Below are 25,585 nucleotides of genomic sequence, written 5' to 3'. Positions count from 1 at the left end.
GCCCGGCCCTTCCCAGGGACGCGCCGTGCGTACCTGCCCCTCCCGGGGCAGCGCGAATGGTTCAGGGTGCCACCACGGCACCCCGTTGATCGGATGATCGGTCGGCCGACCGCCCTGGCCGTTCTCAGACGGCCGAGAGTGCCGAGCCGGCCCGCTCCGCCACCAGCGCGGTGATCCGGTCGATCACCTGCTCCAGGGTGAGCGCGCTGGTGTCCACCAGGACCGCGTCCACGGCCTGGGTGAGCGGCGCGGTCGCCCGCGAGGAGTCCGCGGCGTCCCGGCGCGCGAGGTCGGCGGCCATCGCGGTGATGGTCGCCTCGTCCACGCCCTTGGCCCGCAGCTCCGCGGCGCGGCGCTCGGCGCGGGCCGTTTCGGAGGCGGTCAGGAAGACCTTGACGGTGGCGTCCGGGAAGACCACGCTCCCCATGTCCCGGCCCTCGGCGACGATGCCGCGCTCGGCGACCCCGGCGCAGCCGCGCTGGAGCTCGACCAGCCGGGCGCGCACCGCCGGCACCGCGGCGACGGCGCTGACGTGCGCGGTCACCTCGGGGCCGCGGATCGGGCCGGCGACGTCCCGGCCGTCGACGGTGATGGTCGGGCCGTCCGCGTCCGTGCCGGACACGATCACCGGCTTGCCGCACGCGACGGCCACCGCCTCCGGGTCGTTCACGTCGACGTCGTTGGCCAGCATCCACCAGGTCATCGCCCGGTACATGGCACCGGTGTCCAGGAAGCTCAGGCCCAGCCGGGCGGCGACCGCCCGGGAGACGGTCGACTTGCCGGAGCCGGAAGGTCCGTCGATGGCGACGACGACCGGGGCGTGCGCTCGGTCGGCAGTGTCCACGGCGCGAACCTCTCTCTGATCTCTGAGCATGGCAACCCGAAGCACGGGGAAGCCGGGGATGGTCTCCCACAAGGTTAATGGACCGCCGCCCGACCCGGCCCCGCCGGTATCCGGCCCGCTCCGCCCCTACCCGTCCCGCCGCTCATCGAGAGCACCCTGAAGCACTGCGAACACCGCTAGGACGGCGAGCACCCCGCAGACACCATGGGGAAGCCGCCAGAACGGCGAGCACCGCCAGACCGACGAGCACCGCCAGGACGACGAGCACCGCCGGCCCGGCGAGCACCGCCGAAGCCGCAGGACCTCAGTCCCGCACACTCCACCCGCTCGCCCGCAGCGCCGCCGTCAGCGGCCGCACCGCCCCCGGCGCCACCGACAGCTGGACGAAGCCCACCTGCTGCCCGGTGGAGTGCTCGATGTCGACGTCCTCGATGTTCACGCCCGCCGCGCCGACCTCGCCGAACAGCCGGCCCAGCTCGCCGGGCTGGTCGCCGAGGACGACGGCGACCGTCTCGTACCGGGTGGGCGGCGCGCCGTGCTTGCCGGGGATCCGGGCCTGGCCGGTGTTGCCGCGCCGCATGACCGCCTCGATGCCCGCCGCGCCGCCGCGCCGCTCGGCGTCCTCGGCGGCCTGGAGGGCGCGCAGCGCGGTGACGGTCTCGCCGAGGTCGGTGGCGACCTCGTCCAGCACGTCGGCGACCGCGCCCGCGTTGGCGGAGAGGATGTCCACCCACATCGCGGGGTTGGAGGCGGCGATCCGGGTCACGTCCCGCACGCCCTGGCCCGAGAGCCTTATGGCGGTCTCGTCGGCCTTCTCCAGGCGGGCGGCGACCAGCGAGGAGAGCAACTGAGGGGCGTGCGAGACCAGCGCCACCGCGCGGTCGTGGGCCGCGGCGTCCATGACGATCGGCACGGCCCCGCAGAGCGCGACCAGTTCGAGGACGGCGTTCAGCGTCTCGGTGTCGGTGTCGGCCGTGGGGGTGAGCACCCACGGCCGGCCCTCGAAGATGTCCGCGCGGGCGGCCAGCGGGCCGGACCGCTCCCGCCCGGCCATCGGGTGGCTGCCGATGTAGTGGGCGGTGTCGCAGCCCAGCGCGGCGATCTCCGCCCGCGGGCCGGCCTTCACGCTGGCGACATCGGTGTAGCAGCGCGCCAGCCCGCGGCGCTGGCAGTCGGCGAGCACCTTGCCGACCAGCGCCGGCGGCACCGCGATGATCGCGAGGTCCACCGGCCCGTCGGCGGGCTCGGTGGTCCCGGCGCCCAGCGAGGCGGCGGTGCGGGCGGCGTCCGGGTCTGCGTCCTCCAGATGGACGGTCAGACCCCGTCCGGTGAGGGCGAGCGCGGCGGAGGTGCCGATGAGTCCGGTACCGACGACGGCGGCTGTGCGCATGGCGGGGTGGCTCTCCTCACGGAACTGCACGGAAGTACACGGAACGGCACGGAACTACGCGAAGGCGGTCACTGCGTGGAACGGGTCGCCACCCATCCTCCCCCATCACCACCGCCGCCCGTGCCGCAATGGCCGCAACCGCGCCACCGCCCCCGGCCGTCCCCCCTCACGCGGCCCGCACCCCGGAGCGCCCGCCGCGACGCCGGGGCCTGCGCGCACGCGGAAATCCGGCGACGCGGGTGCCCCCGCACGGCAGGATGGGCCGCCGACGGTACGCGACGAAGGGGTTGGCCGGGTGAACGATCAACACAGCAGCGACCAGCATCGACCGCACAACGACGACGGCACCAAAGGCAACACCAACGGCACCACCGAAAGCCCCGCCCACACCGTCCCCGCCGTCCCCTCGGCGCTGGACTCCGTGGTCGTCCACGCGGCCGGCGCGGTCTGCCGCCGCCGGGCCCGGGCGGTCCTGCCCCCGGGCGGACGGCTCCGGCTGACCGGCCTGCCCGACACCCTCGACGCCCGCTCGCTGCGCGCCCGGGTGCTCGCCGGCCCGGCCGGCGCCGCCGTCACCGAGGCCCGCCTGGAGGCGGTCGCCGAACTCCGCGAGCCCGCCGAACTGCCCGAGCTGCGCCGGCGGCTGGACGCGGCCGAGGACCACCGGGAGGCCCTGCGGGACCGGCACCAGCTGGTCCTGGACGCCATCGCCAGGACCTCCGAACTGCGCGCCGTACCGCCGCCCCGCCGCCGCGACGAACCACTGCGCCGCACGCCCGCCGACGCCTGGCTGGAGCTGGCCGAGTTCGTCGACGAGCGCCTCACCGCCCTGCACGAGCGCGCCGCGCGGCTCGCCCGCGAGATCGAGCTCGCCGCCCACGAGACCGCGGTGCTGAACGACCGGCTCGCCCGCCTCTCCCCCGAGGAGTGGCACGAGACCGTCGAGACCACCACGACCGCCCTGCTGACCCTCGCCGTCCCCGCCTCCCGGAACCCCGCCGCCACCCCGCAGGACGCCCCCGCCGAGCCGGACATCGAGCTGGACATCGAACTGGAGTACACCGTCCAGGCCGCCCGCTGGGTGCCCTCCTACCGCCTCTCCTACCGCCAGGGCGCCGACACCGGCCACCTGCTGCTGCGCGCCTCGGTCGCCCAGCAGACGGGCGAGGACTGGACCGGCGTGCGCCTCGCCCTCTCCACCGCCGACCTCGACCGCCGCACCGACCTGCCCAAGCTGCGCTCGCTGCGGATCGGCCGCAGCCAGCCCGCCCCGCCGCCCTCCGGCTGGCGCGAGCCCCCGCCCGGCCTGGCCGACCTGTTCACCGGCTACGACGCGGCCGGCCCCCGACCGATCGACCCCCGCCGGCTGCTCGCCGCGGGCGCCGGCTCCGGGCCCGCCGCCGAGCCCCGGCTCGCCGCGCCCATCAACCCGACCGTCAGCGCGGCCATCAGCGCGGCCGTCGGCCCGAGCATCGGCGGCGCCCCGCTGCCGCCACCGCTCGCCGCCCCCGCCCCCAAGGCCCCCCAGGCCCCGGGCGGGGCGGCCCGCGCCCGCGCCCGCACCGGCGGCCTCCGCGCGGCCGAGGAGGCCGACGAGCAGATCCTCCGCTACGGCGCGCCCCCGCCCGCCCCCGGCGCCGTACCCGCCCCGACCGCCCCGGCCCCGTTCGCTTCCCCGTTCACTCCCCCACCCGGCCCGCCGGTCCCGGACGAGCGGCTGCTCGACTACCCCGCCCTGGAACTGTCCGGCCCGGACTCCCCCGCCGGCCGCCGCGGCACCCTGCACCCCCAGGCCCACCCGCGCACCACCGCCCGCCCGGCCCCCGGCCTGCACCACCTCCCGCTGCCGCACCACGCCGTGCCGCCGCGCGTCTCGGCCGGCTCCTTCGACCACCGCTTCGACGCCGCCGCACCCGCGGACCTCCCGTCCGACGGCACCTGGCACACCGTCACGATCGGCGGCATCCCGGTGAGCGTGAGTCCCGAGTACGTCACCGTGCCCGCGGTCGAGGAGCGGGTCTACGCGACCTTGGTGATCACCAACGCCACCGCGCAGGCCGTACTCGCCGGCCCGGTCGAGGTGACCGTCGACGACGAGTTCCTGCTCACCGCCGCCCTGCCCACCCTCGCCCCCGGCGGTGTGCGCCGACTGGGCATCGGTGTCGCCGAGTCGGTCGAGGTGACGCGCCGTACCGAGCTGCGCGAGTCCACCGCGGGCATGCTGAACAGCAGCACCGTGCTCGACCACCGGGTGCACGTCGAACTGGCCAACCGGCTCGGCCGCCCGGTCACCGTCGAGGTCCGCGAACGGGTGCCGGTCAGCTCCGACGCCGACATCCGGATCGAGGAACGCCCCGGCTGGCAGGCGCCGGACGAACCGTCCACCGAGTGCCCGCCCAGCACCCGGCTCCGGCGGGTCGAGCTGCCGCCGGGCGGACGGGCCGAGCTGGACGGCGGCTACCAGATCAGAATCCCGGCCGGAAAGGCCATCGTCGGCGGAAACCGGAGGAACTGAACAATGAGCACCACCCCCCTCCCCGTCACCCCGGCTCCCACGACGCCGCTGCCCGTCACCGCCGTCACCTGTCTGGAGGACCGCGCCCAGGTCGAGCGCACCGCCACCGCGGCGCTGGCCGCCGGCGTCCAGCGGCTGCGCCTGGGCCCGCTCACCGCGCTCGCCGTCGACCGCACCCTGCGCGCCGAGTCGGGGACCCCGGGCGTGCGCGTCCTGGACGCCCGGATCACCCGGGTCTGGACGCCCCGCGCCCCGCTGCCGCCGGGCCCGGAGGACTCCGCGCTGCGCCACCGCCTGCACGCGCTGGACGAACGCGTGCGTGCCGAGGAGCAGCTCGCCGACCGGCTGGAGGCCCGGCTGGCGCTGCTCGCCCAGCTCTCCGCCGACCTGCTGCGCGAGGTCGGCGAGGGCGCCGGCGTCGGCGAGGTGGAACGCACCCGCTGGCACCGCGAGCTGAACCGGGTGGACGCCGAGCGCGAGCGGTCCGCCGAGGAGCTGCGCGCCGCCCGCTCCCGGCTGCGCGGGCTGGAGCGGGAGCGCCAGGCGGCGCTCACCGCCGCCGGGGAGGCCGAGGAGGAGCCGGCCGAACTGCTCGCCCACCTCGACCTGACCGTCGAGGCCACGGAGGCCGGACCGGCCCGGCTGACCGTGCGCCACCTGGTGCCGTGCGCGCTCTGGCGGCCGTCCTACCGGGCCACCCTGGCCGAGGGGGTGCTGCGGCTGGAGTCCGAGGCGGTGGTCTGGCAGCGCACCGGCGAGGCGTGGACCGGCGCCCGGCTGACCTTCTCCACCGCCCGCTCCGCCCTCGCCACCGAACCGCCGGCGCTCGCCGAGGACGTGCTCACGCTGCGCGAGCGCACCTCCGAGGAACGGCGCACCGTCGAGGTGGAGCTGCGCGAGGAGACGATCTCCGAACTCCGCCCGGACGGCGCGCTGCCGGGCGTCGACGACGGCGGCGAGGTGCGGGTGCTGACCGCCCCGGCGCCGGCCACCGTGCCCTCCGACGGGCGGGCGCACCGGGTGCCGCTGGGCTCCTTCGAAGGGGCCGCGCACAGCGAGTACGCGTGCGCGCCGGAGCTGTCCCCGCTGGTGACCCAGGTGGTCCGGTTCCGCAACACGGCCCGGCATCCGCTGCTGGCCGGGCCGGTCGAGCTGGTCCGCGGCAGCGGCTTCACCGGACGCGGCCGGCTGCCGTTCACGGCGCCGGGCTCCGACGCGGAGCTGTCCTTCGGCAGCTCGGACGGCTACCGGGTGGTGCGCGAGACCGACGAGCGCCGCTCCACCGCCGGGCTGAGCCAGCGTTCGGTGACCACCCGCACGGTGCGGCTGCACCTGTCGCGGTTCTCCGGCCCGGAGGAGCACGACGAGCAGCTGGTCGCGGTGCGCGAGCGGGTGCCGGTCTCCGAGGTGTCGGCGGTGGAGGTGCGGCTGCGCAAGGAGGAGTGCTCGCCGGCGCCGGACGCCTTCGACGCCGAGGGCGTCGTCCGCTGGGACGTCCCGCTCGGCCCGGGCGCCCGCCGCACGCTCACCCTGGTGTACGAGGTCTCCGCCTCGGGGAAGGTGGCCGGTCTCTAGGACCGCCGTCGCGAACCGCCGGGGCCGGGCGCCCGCCCGGGCCCGGCCGGAGCGGGTACAACAGGAGCATGATCCTGCACCTAGCCCCCCTGGACGACTGGCTGGCCGATCCGGGCCGGCCGTACGCGACCGCCTCGCTGCTCACCGACGGGTTCATCCACTGCTCGGCCGACGAGCAGACCGCGCTCGCCGTGGCCAACGCCTTCTTCGCCGACGCCCGCGAACCGCTGATGGTGCTGCTGATCGAGGAGTCGCTGGTGGAACCGATGGTCAAGTGGGAGGCCCCGCACGGCGCACCGCCGCCCGGGGCCACCCCCGGTGTGCTGTTCCCGCACATCTACGGGCGGCTGAACCGCACCGCGGTGGTCGGCCTGGAGAAGGTCGAGCGCGGCCCGGACGGCCGCTGGGCGTCGCTCTCCCCGTGGAGCTGACGCCCCCGCGGCGAGCGGTGTCCCCGCGGCGAGCGGTGTCCGCGCGGGGGACGGTGTCCGCGCGGAGGGCGCCTACAGCCAGCCCCGTTCCCGGGCCGCCATCCCGGCCTGGAAGCGGGTGGTGGCGCCCAGCTCGCGCATCAGCGACTGGAGCCGGCGCTGGGTGGTGCGGGCGCTCCAGCCGAGCGAGCGGGCGATCGACTCGTCGGTGAGGCCGGCCGCCAGCAGCCCGAGCAGCTTGCGGTGGTCGGCCTCCGGCTCCAGCGTCCCGTCGCCCGCGCCGATCGCGGCCTGCAACTGGACGGCGCGCTCCCACTCCGCCTCGAACAGCGAGTCCAGCGCCTGGAGCAGCGCCGAGGGGTGGATGACGTAGGCGGCGTCGAGGACGCTGTCGCCGACGCTGATCGGGATGATCGCCATCCGGTCGTCCGACATGATCATCTTCATCGGGAGCACCGGCCGGACCCGGGCCTCCTCGCCGTCGGCGACCCCGACCATGATGTTCTTCTCCAGCCGGCCGGGCCAGGCCACCGCCTCCCGGTCGTAGATGGTGCGAAACCGCACGCCCTCCTTCAGCCGCTGCCGTTGCAGCGGGATGTTGGCCACCGGGTCCTGGATGTACGGCGGGCGGTCGAAGCCGCGGATCTGGTACTGGCTGGTGCCGGTGATGTGCTCCAGCCGCTGGGCTATCGCCTCGCCGCCGGTCAGCACCTCGACCGAGTGCGCCGGGTCGGTGTAGCGCGAGGCCTCCCGGAAGGCGTCCATCAGCCGGTGCATCTCGGCCCTGGCGTGCCGCAGCTCGGACTCCCGGTGGCCGATCAGGGTGCCGATGGCGACGTCCGGGGCGACCGGCAGGAACCGCTGCCGGTCCACCGGGGCGCGGGTGGCCATGCCCTGCTGGGCGAGCCGGTCCAGGGCCCGCATGCTCTGCTGGAGGGTCAGGTCGCAGAGCACGGCGAGGTCCTCGGCCGTCGACTGCGGGTTGGCCACCAGCGCCGCGTAGACCCGCCCGTCCGGTCCGGCCAGTCCCAGAGCGCTGAGTGGTGCATCGGACACGGCGTCGCTCCCCGTTCGCCTCTCGCCCCGCGCCGGGTGGCGCAGTCCCGCCACCCGGCGGGTCGTGGGCAGGTGGCAATCCTCGGCCACGGATCATCGGGCTGACAAGGTGATCACCACCGATGCGGTCCGCTTCACAGCAGGACCCGCCGAACGACGGAGGGCCTCCCCGCCGTGTGGCGGGGAGGCCCTCGCGGGACCGTCCGTTACGGACCGGTGTCCGTCACAGGCCGACCTCGCGCATCAGCTGGCCGACCTCGGGGTTGGTCAGCCGGCGCAGCCAGCCGGACTTCTGGTCGCCGAGCGCGATGGGACCGAAGTGGGTGCGCACCAGCTTCTCGACCGGGAAGCCGGCCTCGGCCAGCATCCGGCGGACGATGTGCTTGCGGCCCTCGTGCAGGGTCACCTCGACCAGGTAGTTCTTGCCGACGTTGGAGACGACCTTGAAGCTGTCGGCGCGGGCGTAGCCGTCCTCCAGCTCGATACCCTTGGCGAGCTGCTTGCCGAGGTCGCGCGGGATCGGGCCCTGGATGGCGGCCAGGTAGGTCTTGGTCACGCCGTAGCGGGGGTGGGTGAGACGGTGGGCCAGCTCGCCGTGGTTGGTGAGCAGGATGATGCCCTCGGTCTCGGTGTCCAGGCGGCCGACGTGGAACAGCCGGGTCTCCCGGTTGGTCACGTAGTCGCCGAGGCACTGGCGGCCGTCCGGGTCCTCCATGGTGGAGACCACGCCGGCCGGCTTGTTCAGCGCGAAGAACAGGTAGGACTGGGTGGCGACGGTCAGGCCGTCCACCTTGATCTCGTCCTTCTGCGGGTCGACCCGCTTGCCCTGCTCGGTGACCCGCTTGCCGTTGACCTCGACCCGGCCCTGCTCGATCAGCTCCTCGCAGGCGCGCCGGCTGCCGACGCCGGCCCGGGCCAGCACCTTCTGCAGGCGCTCGCCCTCGGGCTCGCCGAAGGTCTTCGGGAGCTTCACGGCCGGCTTGTCGTGCCGGGCCAGCACCGCGTCCTCGATCCGGGCCTGGAGCTCGCGCGAGCGCTGCGGCTGGCGGCGCGGGTCGCCAGGGGCGCCCTGGCCCTCGCGGCGCGGGCGCGGGGCCGGGCCGGGCCGGCGCCCGGAGTAGCCGCCGCGGGCCGGGGTGGCGTTGGGGCCGCCGCCGTACTCGGGGCGGTCGTACTTGCGCTCCTCGGGCCGCAGCGGGCGGTCCGGGTAGCGCCGGTCGTCCCGGCGGTCGTCCCGCCGGCTGTCGCGCCGGTCGTCCCGGCCGTACGAGCCCGAGCCGCCGCGCGGGGCCGAGCCGCCGCGCCCGCCGCCGGACCCGCCGCCGTACGAACCCCCGCGCGAGCCGGAGCCGCCGCGGCCCGAGCCGCCCCCGTAGGAGCCGCCCCGGCCGCCCCCGCCCTGTCCGCCGCGACCGCTGCCGCCGCCGCTGCTGTTCCTGCCGTTGCCACTGCTACGCATCAAAGTGTCCGTACGTCGTTACCGTCTGGGCTGTGCGGTCGTTTCGGCCGACCTCACCGCCCCCTACCGATCGGGCGCAGCCCGACCGGCCTCGCCACTGCCGTCCGCGGCCTGCGCGGCAGCGGCGGCGACCGCCTCCGCGATCATCGTGCCCTCCAGGGACTCCGCTTCCACGTCGTCGACCTCGGGCAGGAAGGGAGCGAGCTCCGGCAGCTCGTCCAGGCCGCGGAGCCCCATCCGTTCCAGGAAGTAGTTCGTCGTCCGATACAGGATCGCACCTGTTTCAGGCTCGGATCCGGCCTCTTCCACCAGTCCTCGCTGTACCAGGGTACGCATCACGCCGTCACAGTTCACACCGCGGACGGCCGAGACCCGCGATCTGGACACCGGTTGCCGATAGGCGACCACCGCCAGGGTCTCCAGTGCCGCCTGTGTCAGCCGGGCCTGCTGGCCGTCCAGGACGAAGCGGTCGACGGCCGGCGCGCAGTCGGCGCGGCTGTAGAACCGCCAGCCGCCGGCCACCAGCCGCAGGTCGAAGCCCCGGCCCTGGGCGGTGTACTCGGCGGACAGCTCGCGCAGCGCCGCCGCCACCTCCGCGCGGGGCCGCTCCAGCACGGAGGCCAGGTGGGCCTCCGCGGCCGGCTCGTCGACGATCATCAGGATCGCCTCCAGCTCGGCCCGCAGCCCGGGGCCGTCCTCCGGTTCCGACTCCGATCCCGATCCCGACTCCGGCTCCGATCCCGGCTCCGGCTCGGGGCTGGCGAACGGGGCCGGGGCCGGGTCCGCGAGCGGGGCCGGCCCGAACCGGTCCTCCGCCGGCACGCCCGGCGCCGGTTCCAGCCATTCCCCGGCCCGCGGGCGTCCCGGCACCCCGAGCGTCCGCCGGGCCGGCCGTCCGACGCCACTGCCGCCGTTCCCGGCCGTCATGGCCCGTCCTCCTCGTCCTTCGCCGTCCGCGCCGCGGCCTCTCCGGCCGGCCGGTCGAACTCGTCCGTCACCTCGACCGCGCCCCGGTCCGCCTCCGCCACCCACCGCACCACGAGCTCGCCGAGCGCGTCCGGCTGCTCGAAGGCGAGCACCCGCTCCCGGTACAGCTCCAGCAGCGCCAGGAAGCGGGCGACCACCACCATGGTGTCCGGCGCGTCGGCGACCAGCCGCTGGAAGGTGGCCTCGCCCAGCTCGGTCAGCAGCCCGGCCACCAGGCCCGCCTGCTCGCGCACGCTGACCGGCGGGGTGTGGATGTGGTCGACGTAGACGACCGGCTCGGGCTTCGGCGCCATCGCCCTGGCGGCGAGCTGCGCGAGGCGTTCGGCGCCGACGCCGATCACGACCTCGGGCAGCAGCTCGGCGTGCCGCGCCTCCAGGCCGACGGTCCGGGGCCGCAGCAGCAGCTCGGCGGCCCAGCGCTCGCCGAACAGCGCCGCCGCCCGCTTGTACGCCCGGTACTGGAGCAGCCGGGCGAACAGCAGGTCGCGCGCCTCCAGCAGGGCGAGGTCCTCCTCGTCCTCGACCTCGGCGGCGGGCAGCAGCCGGGCCGCCTTGAGGTCGAGCAGGGTGGCGGCGACGACCAGGAACTCGGTCGCCGCATCGAGGTCCCAGTCGGGGCCCATGGCGCGGATGTGTGCCATGAAGTCGTCGGTGACCGTGGCCAGCGCGACCTCGGTGACGTCCATCCGGTGCTTGGCGATCAGGCTGAGCAGCAGGTCGAACGGGCCCTCGAAGTTGTCCAGCCGGACCCGGAAGCCGCCCTGCGGCCCGTCCTCCGGCGCACCCGGCCCGGCCGCTCCAGCGGCGGCCTGGGCGACGACGGGGCTCTCGGGCGTACTCGGCATGACGGTCCATCTTCGCCCGCGCCCGCCGCCCGCCCCGCACCGGGGCCCGCCGACACGCCGGACCTTCCGGACCCGGCGGCCCCACCGCACGACAACACCGCGTGGCACCGGACGACCCGCACGGCACCGAACGACCCCGGACCCCCCGCGGCCCCGAGGAACGCGCTCAGCACGCGCGCGGCCGACGCTCAGCGTCCGCGCAGCCGCCGCACCAGGATGCTCGCCTCGCCACGCTGCTCCAGGTCCGCCAGCACCACCGCGATGGCCTCCCGGACGATCCGGCCGCGGTCGACCGCCAGGCCGTGCTCGCCGCGGAGCACCAGCCGGGCGTGTTCGAGGTCCATCAGCTCCTCGGCGGACACGTACACGGTGATCTTCTCGTCGTGCCGCTCACGCCCGCTGGGACGGCGCGGGGCGCGCCCGCGCGGACGGGGCCGCCCGGCGGCGCCCGTCTGGTCCTCGGCCGCACCCGCGTGCTGGCGCGGCGCCGGGGCGGCGGCACGGCCGCCCTGTCCGGCCTTGGCGGCCGCCGTCGTGCCGCTGCCCGGCCCGGCGGCACCCTGGCCGCCCGGCTGCGCGGGGGCGGGCACGGTGGCCGGGCCCTGGGCGCCGATCGTGCGGCGCGGCGCGCGCCTGGCGCCCGCCTGGTCCCCGGCCGCGTCGGCGCCGCCCTCGGTGTGCTCCGGGCCCTCGCCGCCGGCCGGACCGGCACCGGCGCCGTCGACGCCCTCGGCGCCGTCCGCGTCACCGACGCCGTTGACCGGCCGCGCGGTCTCCGGTCTGGGCGCCTCGGCGGCCGAACGCGACGCGAGGGACGGCGACAGCGCCATCCCGCCGGTGGTCCGGAACAGCTCGTCGGCACCCGGGAGACTCACTCGGCGGGGCGGCACCGGTCGAGCACCTCCCTGGCGAGCTGGCGGTAGGCGGCGGCACCGACCGAATTGGTCGCGTACGTCGTGATCGGTTCGCCGGCGACGGTGGTCTCCGGGAAGCGCACGGTCCGCCCGATGACGGTGTGGAAGACGTGGTCGCCGAACGCCTCGACGACGCGCGCCAGCACCTCGCGGCTGTGCACGGTGCGCGAGTCGTACATGGTGGCGAGGATGCCGTCCAGCCGCAGCTCGGGGTTGAGCCGCTCGCAGACCTTCTCGATGGTCTCGGTGAGCAGCGCGACGCCGCGCAGCGCGAAGAACTCGCACTCCAGCGGCACGATGACGCTGTGAGCGGCCGTCAGCGCGTTGACCGTCAGCAGGCCCAGCGAGGGCTGGCAGTCGATGATGACGTAGTCGTAGTCGGGCAGCAGCGGCTTCAGGGCGCGCGCCAGCGCGGACTCCCGGGCCACCTCGCTGACCAGCTGCACCTCGGCGGCGGAGAGGTCGATGTTGGACGGCAGCAGGTCCATGCCCGGCACGGCCGTCTTCAGCAGCACCTCATCGGCCGTCAGCCCGCGCTCCATCAGCAGGTTGTAGACGGTGACGTCGAGTTCCATCGGGTTGACGCCGAGGCCGACGGAGAGGGCGCCCTGGGGGTCGAAGTCGACGAGCAGCACGCGGCGGCCGTACTCGGCCAGCGCCGCGCCCAGGTTGATGGTCGACGTGGTCTTGCCGACGCCGCCCTTCTGGTTGCACATCGCGATGATCTGCGCCGGGCCGTGCTCGGCCACCGGCGCGGGGATCGGGAAGTAGGGCTGGGGGCGCCCGGTCGGGCCGATCCGCTCGCGGCGCTGGCGGGCGGCGTCGGGGGCGAGGGTGGCCGCGTACTCCGGGTCCGGCTCGTACTCGGCGTCGGGGTCGTCGTAGGCGCCGTAGGCGAACTCGCCGTAGGCCAGGCCGTGGGCCGGCAGTTCGGCGTCGTAGTCGGTCACCGTGGTCACCTGTGCTGTGTTCTGGCGTGCTTCGAAAGTACGGAGAGCGACCGAGCCGACCTCGGCCGAGCCCACGGAGGGCTGCCTGGCCCCGGGCTCCTCACTCGGCTGGCCGGCGGTGTGCGCCGCCAGTCCTGGCTGACCACCCCCGGGAGCAAATGTCGACTCATTCACAAGTCGTCTTACCTCCTTGGGCATCCAGGACTCTATGTCGATTCGTCAGCGTGGCAGCATGCCGACGGTTTGCGACTCTAGGCCGTTCAAGGCGTTCGCAGCAACACAATCCACGGTAGTGGGCAGGATGTGTCGACGATCGGGCAACCCTCTGTCAAGGGATACGAGGGCCCCTGACTCCAGGGTTTCCGGGGTCGGGTGAGACGACCGACGGAAATTGACGACAGAGCGACCCGCCCCCGCCGTCCCCGTTGTCATCACCGGATTCACCACGTGTTCACACAGCGGCCGGGGACGCCCGGTGACCGCCCGTGCACGGGCACGGCGAAGCCCCCGGCCCGGAACACACCGGGCCGGGGGCAACACACGTCACACTCAGGCGAGCACGGACTCCAGGGAGACCGACTCCAGGCCGAACGCCTCGGCGACGGCGGCGAAGGTGATCTGGCCCTCGTGCACGTTCAGGCCCTTGGCCAGCGCGGCGTCGCGGCGCAGCGCCTCCTTCCAACCGCGGTTGGCCAGCTCGACGACGTACGGCAGCGTCGCGTTGGTCAGCGCGTAGGTGGAGGTGTTCGGGACGGCGCCCGGCATGTTGGCCACGCAGTAGAAGACCGAGTTGTGGACCTTGAAGGTCGGCTCGGCGTGCGTGGTGGCGTGCGAGTCCTCGAAGCAGCCGCCCTGGTCGATGGCGATGTCGACGAGCACGGAGCCCGGCTTCATGCGGGAGACCAGCTCGTTGGTGACGAGCTTCGGGGCCTTGGCGCCCGGGATCAGCACGGCGCCGATGACCAGGTCGGCCTCGACGACGGCCTTCTCCAGCTCGAAGGCGTTGGACATGATGGCCTTGATCTTCGTGCCGAAGATCTTGTCGGCCTCGCGCAGCTTGTTGATGTCGCGGTCCAGCAGGGTCACCTCGTAGCCCATGCCGATGGCGATGGTGGCCGCGTGCCAGCCGGAGACGCCGCCGCCGATGACGACGGCCTTGGCCGGGTGGGTGCCGGGCACGCCGCCGGGCAGGGTGCCGCGGCCGCCGGCCGGGCGCATCAGGTGGTACGAGCCGACCTGCGGGGCCAGGCGGCCCGCGACCTCGGACATCGGGGCGAGCAGCGGCAGGGCGCCGTTGGCGAGCTGCACGGTCTCGTACGCGATGGCGGTGGTGCCGGAGGCGAGCAGCGCGTCGGTGCCGGGGCGGTCGGCCGCCAGGTGGAGGTAGGTGAAGAGGGTCTGGCCCTTGCGCAGGCGGTGGTACTCCTCCGCGATGGGCTCCTTGACCTTCAGCACCAGGTCGGCGGTGGCCCACACCTCGTCGGCGGTGGGGAGGATGGTGGCGCCGGCGGCCACGTACTCCTCGTTCGGGATCGAGGAGCCGACACCGGCGTTGTCCTCGATGTAGACCTCGTGTCCGTTGCGGACCAGCTCATGCACACCGGCAGGCGTGATGGCCACGCGGTACTCGTGGTTCTTGACCTCGCGGGGGATGCCGACCTTCACGGCTAAACACGTCCTCTTGCCATGGGGGTCCCTACCGGAGAAGACCGGCGGGCGACGCGCACGGGGGGAAGCCTCCGGAAGACACCGGGGCATGGATCGCTGCGCGACTAAGTTCGAGTGTAATGAAGCCCAGGCGGCCTGTCAGCCTTCCAAAGTGAATAAATCTGCCGGAGACATTGGCAGGTTCGTAGGCTTCCTGCGTGATCTTCCTGCCAAAGAGGCACCGACCGGGCATCTTCGACAATACTCCCGAACCGCCCGCTACCACCCTGCCACGACGCGCTCCCGCAGCTCCGCCAGGGCGGTGCCGACGGCCTCCCGGCCGTGTTCGTCGCCGAGCCTGCGCAGCACCGCGAGGGACGCCCGGTACTCCCGCTCGGCCTCCTCGAACCGGCGCTGGGCGGTGTGCGCCTCGGCCACCCTGGCCAGCAGCCTGGCCTCGGCGGCCTGGTCCCCCATCGACTGCCGCAGGCCCAGCGCCCGGCCGTACCAGTCGGCGGCGCGCACCGCGTCGCCGAGCGCCCGGTGGCAGCCCGCCGCGCCCTCCAGCGCGCGGGCACAGAGCGCCTCGTCGTCGGCGGACCTGGCGTGCTCCAGGGCGGCCCGGTAGTGGCCGGAGGCCTGCGCCCAGCCGCCCGCGGCGGCCTGGAGGTCGCCCAGGTTGAGCAGCGCGGCGGAGGCCCGGCGCGGACGGCCGTGCCGCTCGGCCACCGTGAGCACCAGCTCGTGCAGCCGGTAGAGGTCGGCGGGGGCGGCGGCGCCGGTCAGCGGCAGCGCCCGGAGCAGCGCGGTGACCAGCCGGCCGGCCGAGCCGTCGAGGTCGCCCTGGCCGATCGCGTCGGCGACCGCGCCGAGCAGCAGGTCGCGCTCGCCGAGCAGCCACTGGCGGGCGTGCGCGGCGGAGGCCAGCCGCAGCGGACCGGGCAGCGGGTCGGGGCCGGGCCCGCCGGCGGGGTCGAGCAGCGCCCGGGCGGACTCGGTGAGCCGGACCAGCCGCTCCAGCAGCCGGGCCCGGGCCAGCTCGATCTCGGCGGGCCGGTCCTCCCGCTCGCGCAGCCGCACCAGCCGGGGGTGCAGCCGGCCGGGGACGCGGTAGCGGGCGGTGCCGTCGGCGGCCGGCGGCTCCTCGGTGAGCAGTTCCCGCTCGGCGAGCGCGGCCAGCGTGCCGGCCGCCTCCGGGGCCGGGCAGCCGACCAGCGCGGAGGCGGTGCGCAGGTCGGCGCACTGGGCCGGGGCCAGGGTGAGCGCGCGCAGCATCCGCGCCTGGGCGGGGGGCAGGGTCGCGTAGGCGAGGGTGAAGGCGCCGACCAGGGGGTCGTTGTCCGGCACCGGGACGGGCTCGGCGGGCTCGGGCTCGGGCCGCACCCAGGCGGCCGGGTCCCGGGCCGGCTCGGCCGGGGGCGTCGCAACGGGCGCGGGACCGGTGGCCCCGGGCTCCTCCCCGGCCCCGGTCCCCTTCCTCCGGCTGGCCTGCGCCGGCTTCGCGGCCTTCCCGCTCTTCTCCGGCTTCGCGGCGGCCGTCCCGGGCTTCCCGGGCTTCTCCGCCTTCTCCCCCTTCTCGGGCTTCGCCTCCTCGGCGGGCCTGCCCGCGGCCCCGGCCCCGCCGCCGGTCCCCGGAGCGGACGCCTCGAAGACCGCCCGGGCCAGTTCCTTCGCCGCCTCCGTCACCGCCAGCTTCGCATTGCCGCGCAGCCGCCCCGCCATCAGCCGCAGCGCCGCCGGCTGGGACCCGCAGGCCTCCGCCAGGTCCGCCGCGCCGACCGGGTCGCAGCTGATCCGCGTCCCGCCGACCAGGTCGCCGAGCAGTTCGGCGGCCGCCGGGCGGTCGAGCCCGCCGAGGATGACCGGGTCGATGTCCTCGATCCCGGTGAGCGGTCCGGCCGTGGTGGCGAGCACCAGACAGCCCGGCTCGTCCGCCAGCAGCGGCCACAGCTGCCCGGCATCGCGGACGTCGTCCAGCAGCAGCAGGACGCGCCGCCCGGCCAGGGCCCGGCGCAGCGCGACGCACGCCGGGTCGGCCCGCCCGTCCTCGACGGTGCCGGGCAGCGGGACGCCCGCGGTGTCCGCGCCGAGCTGCTCCAGCAGTCGGCGGGCGACCCGGGCGGGCGCCACCCGGGCGCCGTCGGGCGCGGACAGCCGGGCGAAGAGCACGCCGTCGGGGTACTGGGCGGCGACGGTGACGGCGAACCGCACGGCCAGCGCGGTCCGGCCGGAACCCGGCCGGCCGGCCAGCACCAGCACCGGGCTGCGGCCCTCCGCCGGACGTGCGGCGGCGGCCCGCAGCGCGGCCAGCTCGGTGCGCCGGCCGACGAACAGGGCGGGCCCGGCGGGCAGCCGGTCCAGCCCGGGAACCCGCTCGGCGGACGCGCCGGGCCCGGCCTCCATCGTCACCGTCTTCCTCGCCACCCGTGCCACTCCCGACGTCGCCCGCGCTCCCGGAGGCGGCCCGCAGCGGACGCCCCGTCTGCGAAGCGTAGTTCGGCCATCCGCTCACGCCGAGGTGACATCCGGTCGTACGAATCGGCAAATCACCCCGCCGGCCGAAGCGCCCCGACCGCCGGCACCGGCCGACAGCGCCCGGAGGCGGGCCGGACCCTAGACAAAGGGCCGCGCGGGCCACGGGGCGTCGGCGGGGCGCAGCGACTCCAGGCCGCCCGGCCCGTGCAGGGCCGCGTAGAGCGCCAGGGTGCCGGTGATCAGGGTGGGGTTGTGCAGCTTCCCGGCGTGGATCAGCCGGATCAGCTCCTCCACCGGCACCCGGGCGGACTCCAGCTCCAGTTCCTCCCCGTGCGCCTCGTAGCGCCGCCCCTCCGCCTCGGCGAGGTCGGTGGCCAGGAAGAGCCGCAGCGCCTCGTCCGTCCCGCCGGGCGAGGTGTAGAAGTCGACCAGCACCCGCCAGCTGCCCGCCTTGCAGTGCGCCTCCTCGTACAGCTCGCGCTGGGCGGCGTGCAGCGGGTTCTCGCCGGGCACGTCGAGCAGGCCGGCCGGCAGCTCCCAGAGGCGCTGGCGCACGGGGTGGCGGTACTGGCGCAGGATCAGCACCCGCTGCCGGTCGTCCAGCGCGAGGACGGAGACCGAGCCGGGGTGGGTCTGGTAGTCGCGGCGGGCCCAGCTGCCGTCGGGCATCCGGACCTCCTCGCTGCGCACGCCGGTGACCCGCCCCTGGAACGGCGTGGTGCTCCCCTGCACCTCCCACTCCTCGGCCCGGTCGGCGACATCGGCGGTCCTGCGGTCGTCCATCACGTCTCCCCTTTTCGTCAGTACGACACAATCTAACGCCGGACGGCGGCCCCGCAGGAATCGCGGGGCCGCCGTTCGATGGAACGCGGGTCGCCTACTCGGCGTCGGCCGGGGCCGTCTTGACCTCGATCGCGGCCTTCACCAGGCCCGCGAACAGCGGGTGCGGGCGGGTCGGCCGGGACTTCAGCTCCGGGTGGGCCTGGGTGGCCACCAGGTAGGGGTGCACCTCGCGCGGGTACTCGACGTACTCGACCAGGTCGCCCTTCGGGGAGAGGCCCGAGAAGATCAGGCCGGTCTTCTCCAGGTCGGCCCGGTAGGCGTTGTTGACCTCGTAGCGGTGGCGGTGGCGCTCCTCGACGTACTGCTCGCCGTTGTAGACCTCGCGGACGATCGAGCCCTCGGCGAGCTTGGCCGGGTACAGGCCCAGGCGCATGGTGCCGCCCAGGTCGCCCTTGCCGTCGACGATGGCCAGCTGCTCGGCCATGGTGGAGACGACCGGGTGCTTGGCGGCGGCGTCGAACTCGGTGGAGTTGGCCTCGGGCAGGCCGGCCAGGTTGCGGGCGGCCTCGATGACCACGCACTGCAGGCCCAGGCAGAGGCCCAGCAGCGGGATCCGGTTCTCGCGGGCGAAGGTGATCGCGCCGACCTTGCCGTTGACGCCGCGGTCGCCGAAGCCGCCGGGGATGCAGATCGCGTCGACGTCACCGAGCTGCTCCTGCGCGCCCTCGGGGGTCTCGCAGTCGTCGGAGGTGACCCACTTGATCTCGACCCGGGCGTTGTTGGCGAAGCCGCCGGCGCGCAGCGCCTCGGTCACCGACAGGTAGGCGTCCGGCAGGTCGATGTACTTGCCGACCAGCGCGACCTTGACGATGTGCTGCGGCTCGTGGACGCGGCGCAGCAGGTCGTCCCAGGTGGTCCAGTCCACGTCGCGGAACGGCAGGTCCAGGCGGCGGACGACGTAGGCGTCCAGGCCCTCGCCGTGCAGCACCTTGGGGATGTCGTAGATCGACTTGGCGTCGATCGCGGCGACCACGGCCTCCTCGTCGACGTCGCACATCATCGAGATCTTGCGCTTGATGGCCTGCGGGACCTCGCGGTCGGCACGCAGCACGACGGCGTCGGGCTGGATGCCGATGTTGCGCAGCGCGGCGACGGAGTGCTGGGTCGGCTTGGTCTTCAGCTCGCCCGAGGGGCCGATGTAGGGGAGCAGGGAGACGTGCACGAAGAAGACGTTGTCCCGGCCGACCTCGTGGCGGACCTGGCGGACGGCCTCCAGGAACGGCAGCGACTCGATGTCGCCGACGGTGCCGCCGACCTCGGTGATCACCACGTCGACGTCCTCGGTCGCCATCCGGCGGATCCGGGACTTGATCTCGTTGGTGATGTGCGGGATGACCTGGACGGTGTCGCCCAGGTACTCGCCGCGGCGCTCCTTGGCGATGACGGTCGAGTACACCTGGCCGGTGGTGACGTTGGCCGAGCCGTGCAGGTTGGTGTCCAGGAACCGCTCGTAGTGGCCGATGTCGAGGTCGGTCTCGGCGCCGTCGTCGGTGACGAAGACCTCACCGTGCTGGAACGGGTTCATGGTGCCCGGGTCCACGTTGAGGTACGGGTCGAGCTTCTGCATCGTGACGCGCAGGCCGCGGGCCTTGAGCAGGGCGCCGAGGCTGGAGGCGGTGAGGCCCTTGCCGAGCGACGAGGCGACACCCCCGGTGACGAAGAGGTGCTTGGTCGTCACGGCGCGGCCGTTCGATGCCTTGCCGGAATGGGGCTGTGCCAAGAGGGGGCTCCCGTGGGTCGCGAGTCGAAGGTGACGTGGTGGGAGGCTCGCGGCGCGCCGTTCCGACGAGAAGGGCGGTGCGGGGCACAGCGCCCTGGGGGTCGTCGGTTCGGCCGGTCCGGGGCGTTTGATCCCACCGGTCCACGGGATACCAGGGTAACAGTGACCCGGCCCGGACGCGTTCCGGGCCGCTCCCGCGCGGCGCCGGCGGGCCGGATTCCCGGGCGGGATCCGCCGGGTCGCCCCGGGGGCGTACGCCGGGCGCGCCACCGGCGCACCACCCGGCGCAGTTGTCACACGAGTCGCACCACCGGCCCGAGCGGGCCACCCCGCAATGGTCCGGACCAGCTCGGCCGGGCCATCGCGGATCCCCACTTCGAACCATCCGGAGCTGATCCTTCCGAGCCATCCTGGCGGACTCCCCCGCGATGCGCGGTATTTCCGCCGAAATGCGGCGCCACATCGCGCTGTGCCCGCGTGCTTCGCCCCTTTCGTCCGTCGTAAGCTGCTCGGACGCATCGCCGACAACACGAGCTCGCGGAGGGCGTGGGAGGGTCAGGAACCTCTCGGTCCCCGATGCGCGACCGGACCTCCCCGTATTTTCTTGCTCTCCCCACCCACCCAGAGGCTCGAGCGAGCCCTCGTGGACACTCCAGCAAGGCCCGCCACCACCCCGCGGAGGGCCGGACGTCCCGGGGTGGCCCCGGTCCCGCCACACCGCTGGCTCCCCCTCGGATCGCCGATGCGTCGTGACCACATTGCGAACTGGAGATCACGTGGCCGGCCGTATCGAGGACTACGCACTCATCGGGGACATGCAGACCGCCGCCCTCGTCAGCAGGGACGGAGCGGTGGACTGGCTCTGCCTGCCCCGATTCGACTCACCGGCGGTCTTCGCCGGCCTGCTCGGCACCGACGAACACGGCTTCTGGCGAATCGGCCCCGCCGAGGTGGCGGCCACCGACCTGCCCGGCCCCGCCGCCGAGCCCGTCCCCGCCGCCACCCCGGCCCCCGCGCCGGTCCGCCTCACCGACACCGCCGACCTGCGGATCCCGCCGCCCACGGCCGGCGCCCCCGCCGTGCCGGCCGACCGCCGCCGCTACCGGGGCGACTCGCTGATCCTGGAACAGGAGTGGGACACCCAGGGCGGCACCGTCCGGGTGATCGACTTCATGCCGCCCCGGCCGCTCGCCGGCAAGGACGCCGTCCCGCAGGTGATCCGGATCGTCGAGGGCGTGGAGGGCACCGTGCGGATGCGCTCCGCGGTGCGGATGCGGTTCAGCTACGGCCGGGTCGTGCCCTGGGTGCACCGGGTCGAGCAGCCCGACGGCGGCCACCGCACCGTCGCCGTGGCCGGGCCCGACTCGGTGTGGCTGGACGGCGAGGCCGACACCTACGGCCGCAACCTCACCACCTACGCCGACTTCACCGTCTCGGCCGGCGAGCGGATCGCCTTCGCGCTCACCTGGCAGGCCTCCCACCTGGAGCCGCCGACGGCCCCGGACGCCGAGGAACTGCTCGACGCCACCGCCGACTTCTGGCACGAGTGGGTCGGCCAGTGCACCTACCAGGGCCCCTACCGGGAGGCCGTGGTCCGCTCCCTGATCACCCTCAAGGGCCTCACCTACGCCCCCACCGGCGGGATCGTCGCCGCCCCCACCACCTCGCTGCCCGAGGACATCGGCGGCGAGCGCAACTGGGACTACCGGTACACCTGGCTGCGCGACGCCGCGATCACCCTCTCCTCGCTGCTGCGCACCGGCTACCGCGAGGAGGCCCGCGCCTGGCGCGAGTGGCTGCTGCGCGCGGTCGCCGGCGACCCGGAGAACCTGCAGATCATGTACGGCATCGCCGGCGAGCGCGAGCTCACCGAGTCCTCGCTGGACTGGCTGCCCGGCTACGAGGGCTCCCAGCCGGTGCGGGTCGGCAACGGCGCGGCCGGCCAGCTCCAGCTGGACGTCTACGGCGAGGTCGTCGAGGCGCTGCACCTGGCCCACATGACCGGCCTGGTCCGCAACGACCACGCCCACCACCTCCAGCTGCGGCTCATCGAGTACCTGGAGGAGCACTGGCAGGAGCCGGACGAGGGCATCTGGGAGGTGCGCGGCCCGCGCCGGCACTTCGTCCACTCCAAGGTGATGGCCTGGGTGGCCGTCGACCGCACCATCAAGCTGCTGGAGCAGACCCCCGAGGACGCGCCGGACGGCGGCCACCTGGAGCGCTGGCGGGAGCTGCGCGACACCATCCACCGGGACGTCTGCGAGCGGGGCTACGACCCGGGCCGCAACACCTTCACCCAGTACTACGGCGGCAAGGAGCTGGACGCCTCGCTGCTGCTCATCCCGCAGGTGGGCTTCCTGCCGCCGGACGACAAGCGCGTCATCGGCACCATCGAGGCGATCCAGCGCGAACTCGCCACCGAGGACGGCTTCGTGCTGCGCTACCCGACCCACGACGAGAGCGGCAACAACGTCGACGGCCTCTCCGGCCACGAGGGCGCCTTCCTGGCCTGCTCGTTCTGGCTGGCCGACGACCTCGCGATGATCGGCCGGGTGCAGGAGGCACGCGAGCTGTTCGACCGGCTGCTGTCGCTGCGCAACGACCTCGGGCTGCTCGCCGAGGAGTGGGACCCGCGGCTCAAGCGGCAGGTCGGCAACTTCCCGCAGGCGTTCAGCCACGTCCCGCTGATCGACACCGCGCTGCGGCTGACCGCCTGCGGCGGCGCCTACCTCTCCGCCCAGCCGGACGGCCTGGCCGCCGACCGGGCCGGCGAGCAGGCCACCGTCTGAATCCGCCGGACGGCTACCGGTTGCGCTGCACCAGCTCGTCGTAGGTGCTGAGCACCTGGGCGACGGTGGCGGCCTCGTCCGGCCAGGTCTCCGCCTGCTGCCGGCCGGCCGCCACCAGGCGCTCGCGGCGCGCCGGGTCGGCCAGCAGCCCGCGCACCGCCCGGCCGATCGCCACGGCGTCACCGGGCGGGACCAGCACGGCGGCGTCGCCGACCAGTTCGGGGATGCCGCCAACGGCCGTGGCGACCACCGGCACGCCCGCCCGCATCGCCTCCTGGACCACCAGCGAGCGGGCCTCCCAGCGGCTGGAGACCACCAGCACGTCGGCGGCGGCCAGCAGGTCGGGCACATCGGTGCGGTAGCCGAGCAGCCGCACCGGCAGCTTCTCGGCCGCCACCCGCTCACGCAGCCCGGCGGCCTCCGGGCCGTCCCCGGCGAGCAGCAGCAGCGGATGCGGGTCCACCGCGGACAGCTCCCCGGTGGCGTCCAGCAGCAGCCCGAACGCCTTCTGCGGGACGAGCCGGCCGACCGCGAGCACCAGCGGGCGGTCCGGCCCCTCGCCGAGCAGCGCGGCCCGGGCCCGCCCGCGCTCCAGCCGGCCCTCGGGCATCGGCGGGGCGGCGACCGGGCCGAGCCTGGCGTCGGTGGCACCGAGCTCCCGGGCCCGGGCCACCAGGTCCGAGGAGGCGCCGAGCACCAGGTCGGCGGCGCGCGCCACCCGGCGCTCCATCAGCCGCTGGAGCCGGCGCTCCATGCCGGTGGCGAGCAGCGCGTGGTGCGCGGTGACCACCAGCGGCGTCTCCGGGCGCAGGCCCGGGAAGCGGCCCGCGGTGCGCAGCGCGAGGTCGGACAGCAGCGCCGCGCGCAGCCCGTGGGCGTGCACCACGTCGGCGCCGGTGAACGCCCGGCGCAGCTCGCCGATGGCGGTGGCGTCGCTGCGGGCGCCCGCGGTCGGGGTGATGTCGACCAGGTGGAACCGGGCGCCGGTGCGGGAGAAGCCGAACAGCGCGTCCGCGCCGGCGGGGGCGCACACCGTGACGCTCACTCCGTGCGCGACCAGGCCCTGTGCCAGGGAACGCACATGCGCGCCGATGCCGCCCGTACTGGCGGCCAGGACGAGCACCACGCTGAGCTGCCCCGGTTCGGGGGTGGCCGCGGCGGCCCGGGCGGCGGAATGGTCCACGTCGTCTCGCATCCGACTCGATCAGCTACGCGCGCCCCGGACGGGGGTTTCCCTCCGGCGGCGCTCGGGACAGGAAGGCCAGTGTCCAGCGGCCACCATGCCAGGTCGGCGGCCCTCTTGGACAGTCGGCGCCCCCGGTGGGGCGCGTCGTGGCCGGTCCGTGAGGGCCGCCGGAGCGGGCCGGGCCTTCGGCTAGCGGCGCCGGGGGGCGCGGGCCGCGGCGAGCAGCTCCTCGGCGTGTGCCCGGCCCAGCTCGGAGTCCTCCAGGCCGGCCAGCATCCGGGAGAGCTCGCGCACCCGCTCCTCGTCGCTCAGCACCTTGACGCCGCTGCGGGTCACGGTGCCGTCGTGGGTCTTCTCGACCACCAGGTGGCGGTCGGCGAAGGCCGCCACCTGCGGCAGGTGGGTGACCACGACGACCTGGGCGCTCTCGGCCAGCTTGGCGAGCCGGCGGCCGATCTCGACCGCCGCCTTGCCGCCGACGCCCGCGTCCACCTCGTCGAACAGGTAGGTGGGGACGGGGTCGGCGCCGGCGAAGACCACCTCGACGGCGAGCATCACCCGGGACAGCTCGCCGCCCGAGGCGCCCTTGGCGATCGGCCGGGGCTGGGCGCCGGGGTGCGGGGCGAGCAGCACCTCGACCTCGTCCACGCCGTGCGGGCCGTAGGCGACGGTGCGGCCCTCGATCTCGATCCCGGAGAGGTCGTCCAGCCGGCTGATCGCGAAGGTGACCCGGGCGTGCGGCATCGCCAGCTCGGCGAGCTCGGCGGAGACGGCCTCCGCGAAGCGCCCGGCGGCGGCCTGCCGGGCGGCCGACACCTCGGCCGCGAGGTCGGCCAGCTCGGCGCGCAGCGCGGTCTCCCGGGCGCCGAGCTCGTCGATCCGCTCGTCGTCGCCGTCGAGCTCGGCGAGCCGCGCGGAACCGGCCTCGGCCCAGGCGATCACCTCGGCCAGGGTGTTCTCCGGGCCGCCGTACTTGCGCAGCAGTTGGGCCAGGACGGCCCGGCGGTCCTCGACGGCGGCCAGGCGCACCGGGTCGGCGTCCAGGTCGTCGGCGTAGCCGGCCAGGTCGCCGGCGACGTCCGCGAGCAGGTAGCCGACCTCGTTGAGGCGGTCGGCGAGGGCCGCGAGCCGCTCGTCGTGGTGGCGGACGGCCTCCACCGCGCGGCGGGCCTGGGCGAGCAGGGTGCCCGCGTCCAGTGCCTCCGGGTCGGCCGGGTCGCCGGCCAGCGCGGCGTGCGCCAGGGTGGCGGCGGAGGAGAGCGCGTCGGCGTGGCCGAGCCGCTCGGCCTCGGCGGACAGCTCCTCGTCCTCGCCGGCCACCGGTTCGGCGGCGGCCACCTCGTCCAGGCCGAAGCGCAGCAGGTCGGCCTCCTGGGCGCGCTCGCGGGCCCGGGTGGTCAGCTCCTCCAGGGTCGCGGAGACCTCGCGCAGCCTGCGGTAGACCTCGCGGTAGCGGGCCAGCGGCTCGGCGACGGCCTCGCCCGCGTACCGGTCCAGGGCGCCGCGCTGGCGGGCCGGGCGCAGCAGGCGCTGCTGGTCGGTCTGGCCGTGCACGGCGATCAGGTCCTCGCCGAGTTCGGCGAGCAGGCCCACCGGGACGGACCGGCCGCCGACGTGGGCGCGGGAGCGCCCCTCGGCGGAGACGGTCCGGCTGATCAGCAGCGCGCCGTCGTCCAGTTCGGCGCCGGCCTCCACGGCCCGGGCCGCCGCCGGGGAGCCGGCGGGCAGTTCGAGGCGGCCCTCGACGACCGCGCGGGCACTTCCGTTGCGTACCAGGCCCGGGTCGGCGCGGCCGCCGAGCAGCAGGCCGAGGCTGGTCACCACCATGGTCTTGCCGGCGCCGGTCTCGCCGGTCACGGCGGTGAAGCCGGGGGCCAGCTCGACGACCGCGTCGTCGATGACCCCAAGATCCCGTATCCGCATCTCGTCCAACACGGAGACGACCTTACGAGGTTCCGC

General features: G+C 75.1%; 18 protein-coding genes. 4 read left to right on the top strand and 14 right to left on the bottom strand.

The window, feature by feature from the left end; genetic code table 11:
• Positions 1-124: 124 nt before the first annotated feature.
• Positions 125-874: a (d)CMP kinase gene (cmk, locus tag ACFZBX_RS27080; protein WP_391536382.1), complete on the bottom strand. Its 750-nt coding sequence runs from the start codon at positions 872-874 to the stop codon at positions 125-127.
• A 274-nt stretch (positions 875-1,148) separates the two neighbouring features.
• Positions 1,149-2,234, bottom strand: coding sequence for a prephenate dehydrogenase (locus tag ACFZBX_RS27075; protein ID WP_391536381.1), 1,086 nt, complete (start codon positions 2,232-2,234; stop codon positions 1,149-1,151).
• 295 nt (positions 2,235-2,529) lie between these two features.
• Here ACFZBX_RS27075 and ACFZBX_RS27070 point away from each other — a divergent pair, with 295 nt between their 5' ends.
• The 3 genes from ACFZBX_RS27070 to ACFZBX_RS27060 all read left to right on the top strand — a co-directional run bounded on the left by ACFZBX_RS27070 (position 2,530) and on the right by ACFZBX_RS27060 (position 6,755).
• The gene (locus ACFZBX_RS27070; protein ID WP_391536380.1) at positions 2,530-4,749 is read left to right on the top strand and encodes a DUF4139 domain-containing protein; all 2,220 of its coding nucleotides are present in this window, start codon (positions 2,530-2,532) and stop codon (positions 4,747-4,749) included.
• 3 nt (positions 4,750-4,752) lie between these two features.
• Positions 4,753-6,324 carry a mucoidy inhibitor MuiA family protein gene (locus ACFZBX_RS27065; RefSeq protein WP_391536379.1) on the top strand — a complete coding sequence of 524 codons (1,572 nt, stop codon included), beginning with the start codon at positions 4,753-4,755 and terminating at the stop codon, positions 6,322-6,324.
• A gap of 68 nt (positions 6,325-6,392) precedes the next feature.
• Positions 6,393-6,755, top strand: coding sequence for a DUF952 domain-containing protein (locus tag ACFZBX_RS27060; RefSeq protein ID WP_209415264.1), 363 nt, complete (start codon positions 6,393-6,395; stop codon positions 6,753-6,755).
• Between the two features lie 72 nt (positions 6,756-6,827).
• On the opposite strand, the gene ACFZBX_RS27055 is transcribed toward ACFZBX_RS27060, so the two are convergent.
• The 10 genes from ACFZBX_RS27055 to ACFZBX_RS27010 all read right to left on the bottom strand — a co-directional run bounded on the left by ACFZBX_RS27055 (position 6,828) and on the right by ACFZBX_RS27010 (position 19,651).
• Positions 6,828-7,811 (bottom strand): transcriptional regulator, encoded by a 984-nt coding sequence (locus ACFZBX_RS27055; RefSeq protein ID WP_391536378.1) that lies wholly within the window; start codon positions 7,809-7,811, stop codon positions 6,828-6,830.
• A 223-nt stretch (positions 7,812-8,034) separates the two neighbouring features.
• On the bottom strand, positions 8,035-9,270 hold the full coding sequence (locus tag ACFZBX_RS27050) for a pseudouridine synthase (RefSeq protein WP_391536377.1): 1,236 nt from the start codon (positions 9,268-9,270) through the stop codon (positions 8,035-8,037).
• A 63-nt stretch (positions 9,271-9,333) separates the two neighbouring features.
• Positions 9,334-9,927: an SMC-Scp complex subunit ScpB gene (gene scpB / locus ACFZBX_RS27045; RefSeq protein ID WP_391536473.1), complete on the bottom strand. Its 594-nt coding sequence runs from the start codon at positions 9,925-9,927 to the stop codon at positions 9,334-9,336.
• A gap of 266 nt (positions 9,928-10,193) precedes the next feature.
• Entirely contained in the window at positions 10,194-11,102 is a 909-nt protein-coding gene (locus ACFZBX_RS27040) for a segregation and condensation protein A (RefSeq protein WP_391536376.1), read from the bottom strand.
• 188 nt (positions 11,103-11,290) lie between these two features.
• On the bottom strand, positions 11,291-11,977 hold the full coding sequence (locus ACFZBX_RS27035) for a hypothetical protein (RefSeq protein WP_391536375.1): 687 nt from the start codon (positions 11,975-11,977) through the stop codon (positions 11,291-11,293).
• Positions 11,974-13,041: a ParA family protein gene (locus ACFZBX_RS27030; RefSeq protein WP_376090262.1), complete on the bottom strand. Its 1,068-nt coding sequence runs from the start codon at positions 13,039-13,041 to the stop codon at positions 11,974-11,976. The genes ACFZBX_RS27035 and ACFZBX_RS27030 overlap by 4 nt, the downstream gene beginning before the upstream one ends.
• A 474-nt stretch (positions 13,042-13,515) precedes the next feature.
• Positions 13,516-14,631: an alanine dehydrogenase gene (gene ald / locus ACFZBX_RS27025; protein ID WP_391536374.1), complete on the bottom strand. Its 1,116-nt coding sequence runs from the start codon at positions 14,629-14,631 to the stop codon at positions 13,516-13,518.
• 261 nt (positions 14,632-14,892) lie between these two features.
• Positions 14,893-17,037 carry an AAA family ATPase gene (locus ACFZBX_RS27020; RefSeq protein WP_391536373.1) on the bottom strand — a complete coding sequence of 715 codons (2,145 nt, stop codon included), beginning with the start codon at positions 17,035-17,037 and terminating at the stop codon, positions 14,893-14,895.
• Positions 17,038-17,226: 189 nt separating this feature from the next.
• Positions 17,227-17,871 (bottom strand): NUDIX domain-containing protein, encoded by a 645-nt coding sequence (locus ACFZBX_RS27015; protein WP_391536372.1) that lies wholly within the window; start codon positions 17,869-17,871, stop codon positions 17,227-17,229.
• Positions 17,872-17,965: 94 nt separating this feature from the next.
• Complete coding sequence (locus ACFZBX_RS27010; RefSeq protein WP_391536371.1) at positions 17,966-19,651, bottom strand: CTP synthase; 1,686 nt, start codon at positions 19,649-19,651, stop codon at positions 17,966-17,968.
• Between the two features lie 776 nt (positions 19,652-20,427).
• On the opposite strand from ACFZBX_RS27010, the gene ACFZBX_RS27005 reads away from it, so the two are divergent.
• On the top strand, positions 20,428-22,440 hold the full coding sequence (locus ACFZBX_RS27005) for a glycoside hydrolase family 15 protein (protein WP_391536370.1): 2,013 nt from the start codon (positions 20,428-20,430) through the stop codon (positions 22,438-22,440).
• A 13-nt stretch (positions 22,441-22,453) separates the two neighbouring features.
• Here the strand turns inward: ACFZBX_RS27005 and ACFZBX_RS27000 are convergent, their stop codons facing one another.
• Entirely contained in the window at positions 22,454-23,623 is a 1,170-nt protein-coding gene (locus ACFZBX_RS27000) for a glycosyltransferase family 4 protein (protein WP_391536369.1), read from the bottom strand.
• Between the two features lie 192 nt (positions 23,624-23,815).
• Positions 23,816-25,549 carry a DNA repair protein RecN gene (recN, locus tag ACFZBX_RS26995; protein ID WP_391536472.1) on the bottom strand — a complete coding sequence of 578 codons (1,734 nt, stop codon included), beginning with the start codon at positions 25,547-25,549 and terminating at the stop codon, positions 23,816-23,818.
• Between the last annotated feature and the right edge of the window lie 36 nt (positions 25,550-25,585).

Source organism: Kitasatospora sp. NPDC008115 (genome assembly GCF_042957205.1).
In the GTDB taxonomy this organism is placed as follows: Bacteria; Actinomycetota; Actinomycetes; order Streptomycetales; family Streptomycetaceae; genus Kitasatospora.
Note: the sequence above shows the minus strand (reverse complement) of the source record. Positions and strands in the feature narration are given on the sequence as shown.

Excerpts from the sequence above, each read along its gene's own strand:
- cmk (WP_391536382.1), bottom strand. The coding sequence starts at position 874 with ATGCTCAGAGATCAGAGAGAGGTTCGCGCCGTGGACACTGCCGACCGA.
- ACFZBX_RS27075 (WP_391536381.1), bottom strand. The coding sequence starts at position 2,234 with ATGCGCACAGCCGCCGTCGTCGGTACCGGACTCATCGGCACCTCCGCC.
- ACFZBX_RS27065 (WP_391536379.1), top strand. The coding sequence starts at position 4,753 with ATGAGCACCACCCCCCTCCCCGTCACCCCGGCTCCCACGACGCCGCTG.
- ACFZBX_RS27060 (WP_209415264.1), top strand. The coding sequence starts at position 6,393 with ATGATCCTGCACCTAGCCCCCCTGGACGACTGGCTGGCCGATCCGGGC.
- ACFZBX_RS27050 (WP_391536377.1), bottom strand. The coding sequence starts at position 9,270 with ATGCGTAGCAGTGGCAACGGCAGGAACAGCAGCGGCGGCGGCAGCGGT.
- scpB (WP_391536473.1), bottom strand. The coding sequence starts at position 9,927 with ATGATCGTCGACGAGCCGGCCGCGGAGGCCCACCTGGCCTCCGTGCTG.
- ACFZBX_RS27040 (WP_391536376.1), bottom strand. The coding sequence starts at position 11,102 with ATGCCGAGTACGCCCGAGAGCCCCGTCGTCGCCCAGGCCGCCGCTGGA.
- ACFZBX_RS27015 (WP_391536372.1), bottom strand. The coding sequence starts at position 17,871 with ATGGACGACCGCAGGACCGCCGATGTCGCCGACCGGGCCGAGGAGTGG.
- recN (WP_391536472.1), bottom strand. The coding sequence starts at position 25,549 with ATGCGGATACGGGATCTTGGGGTCATCGACGACGCGGTCGTCGAGCTG.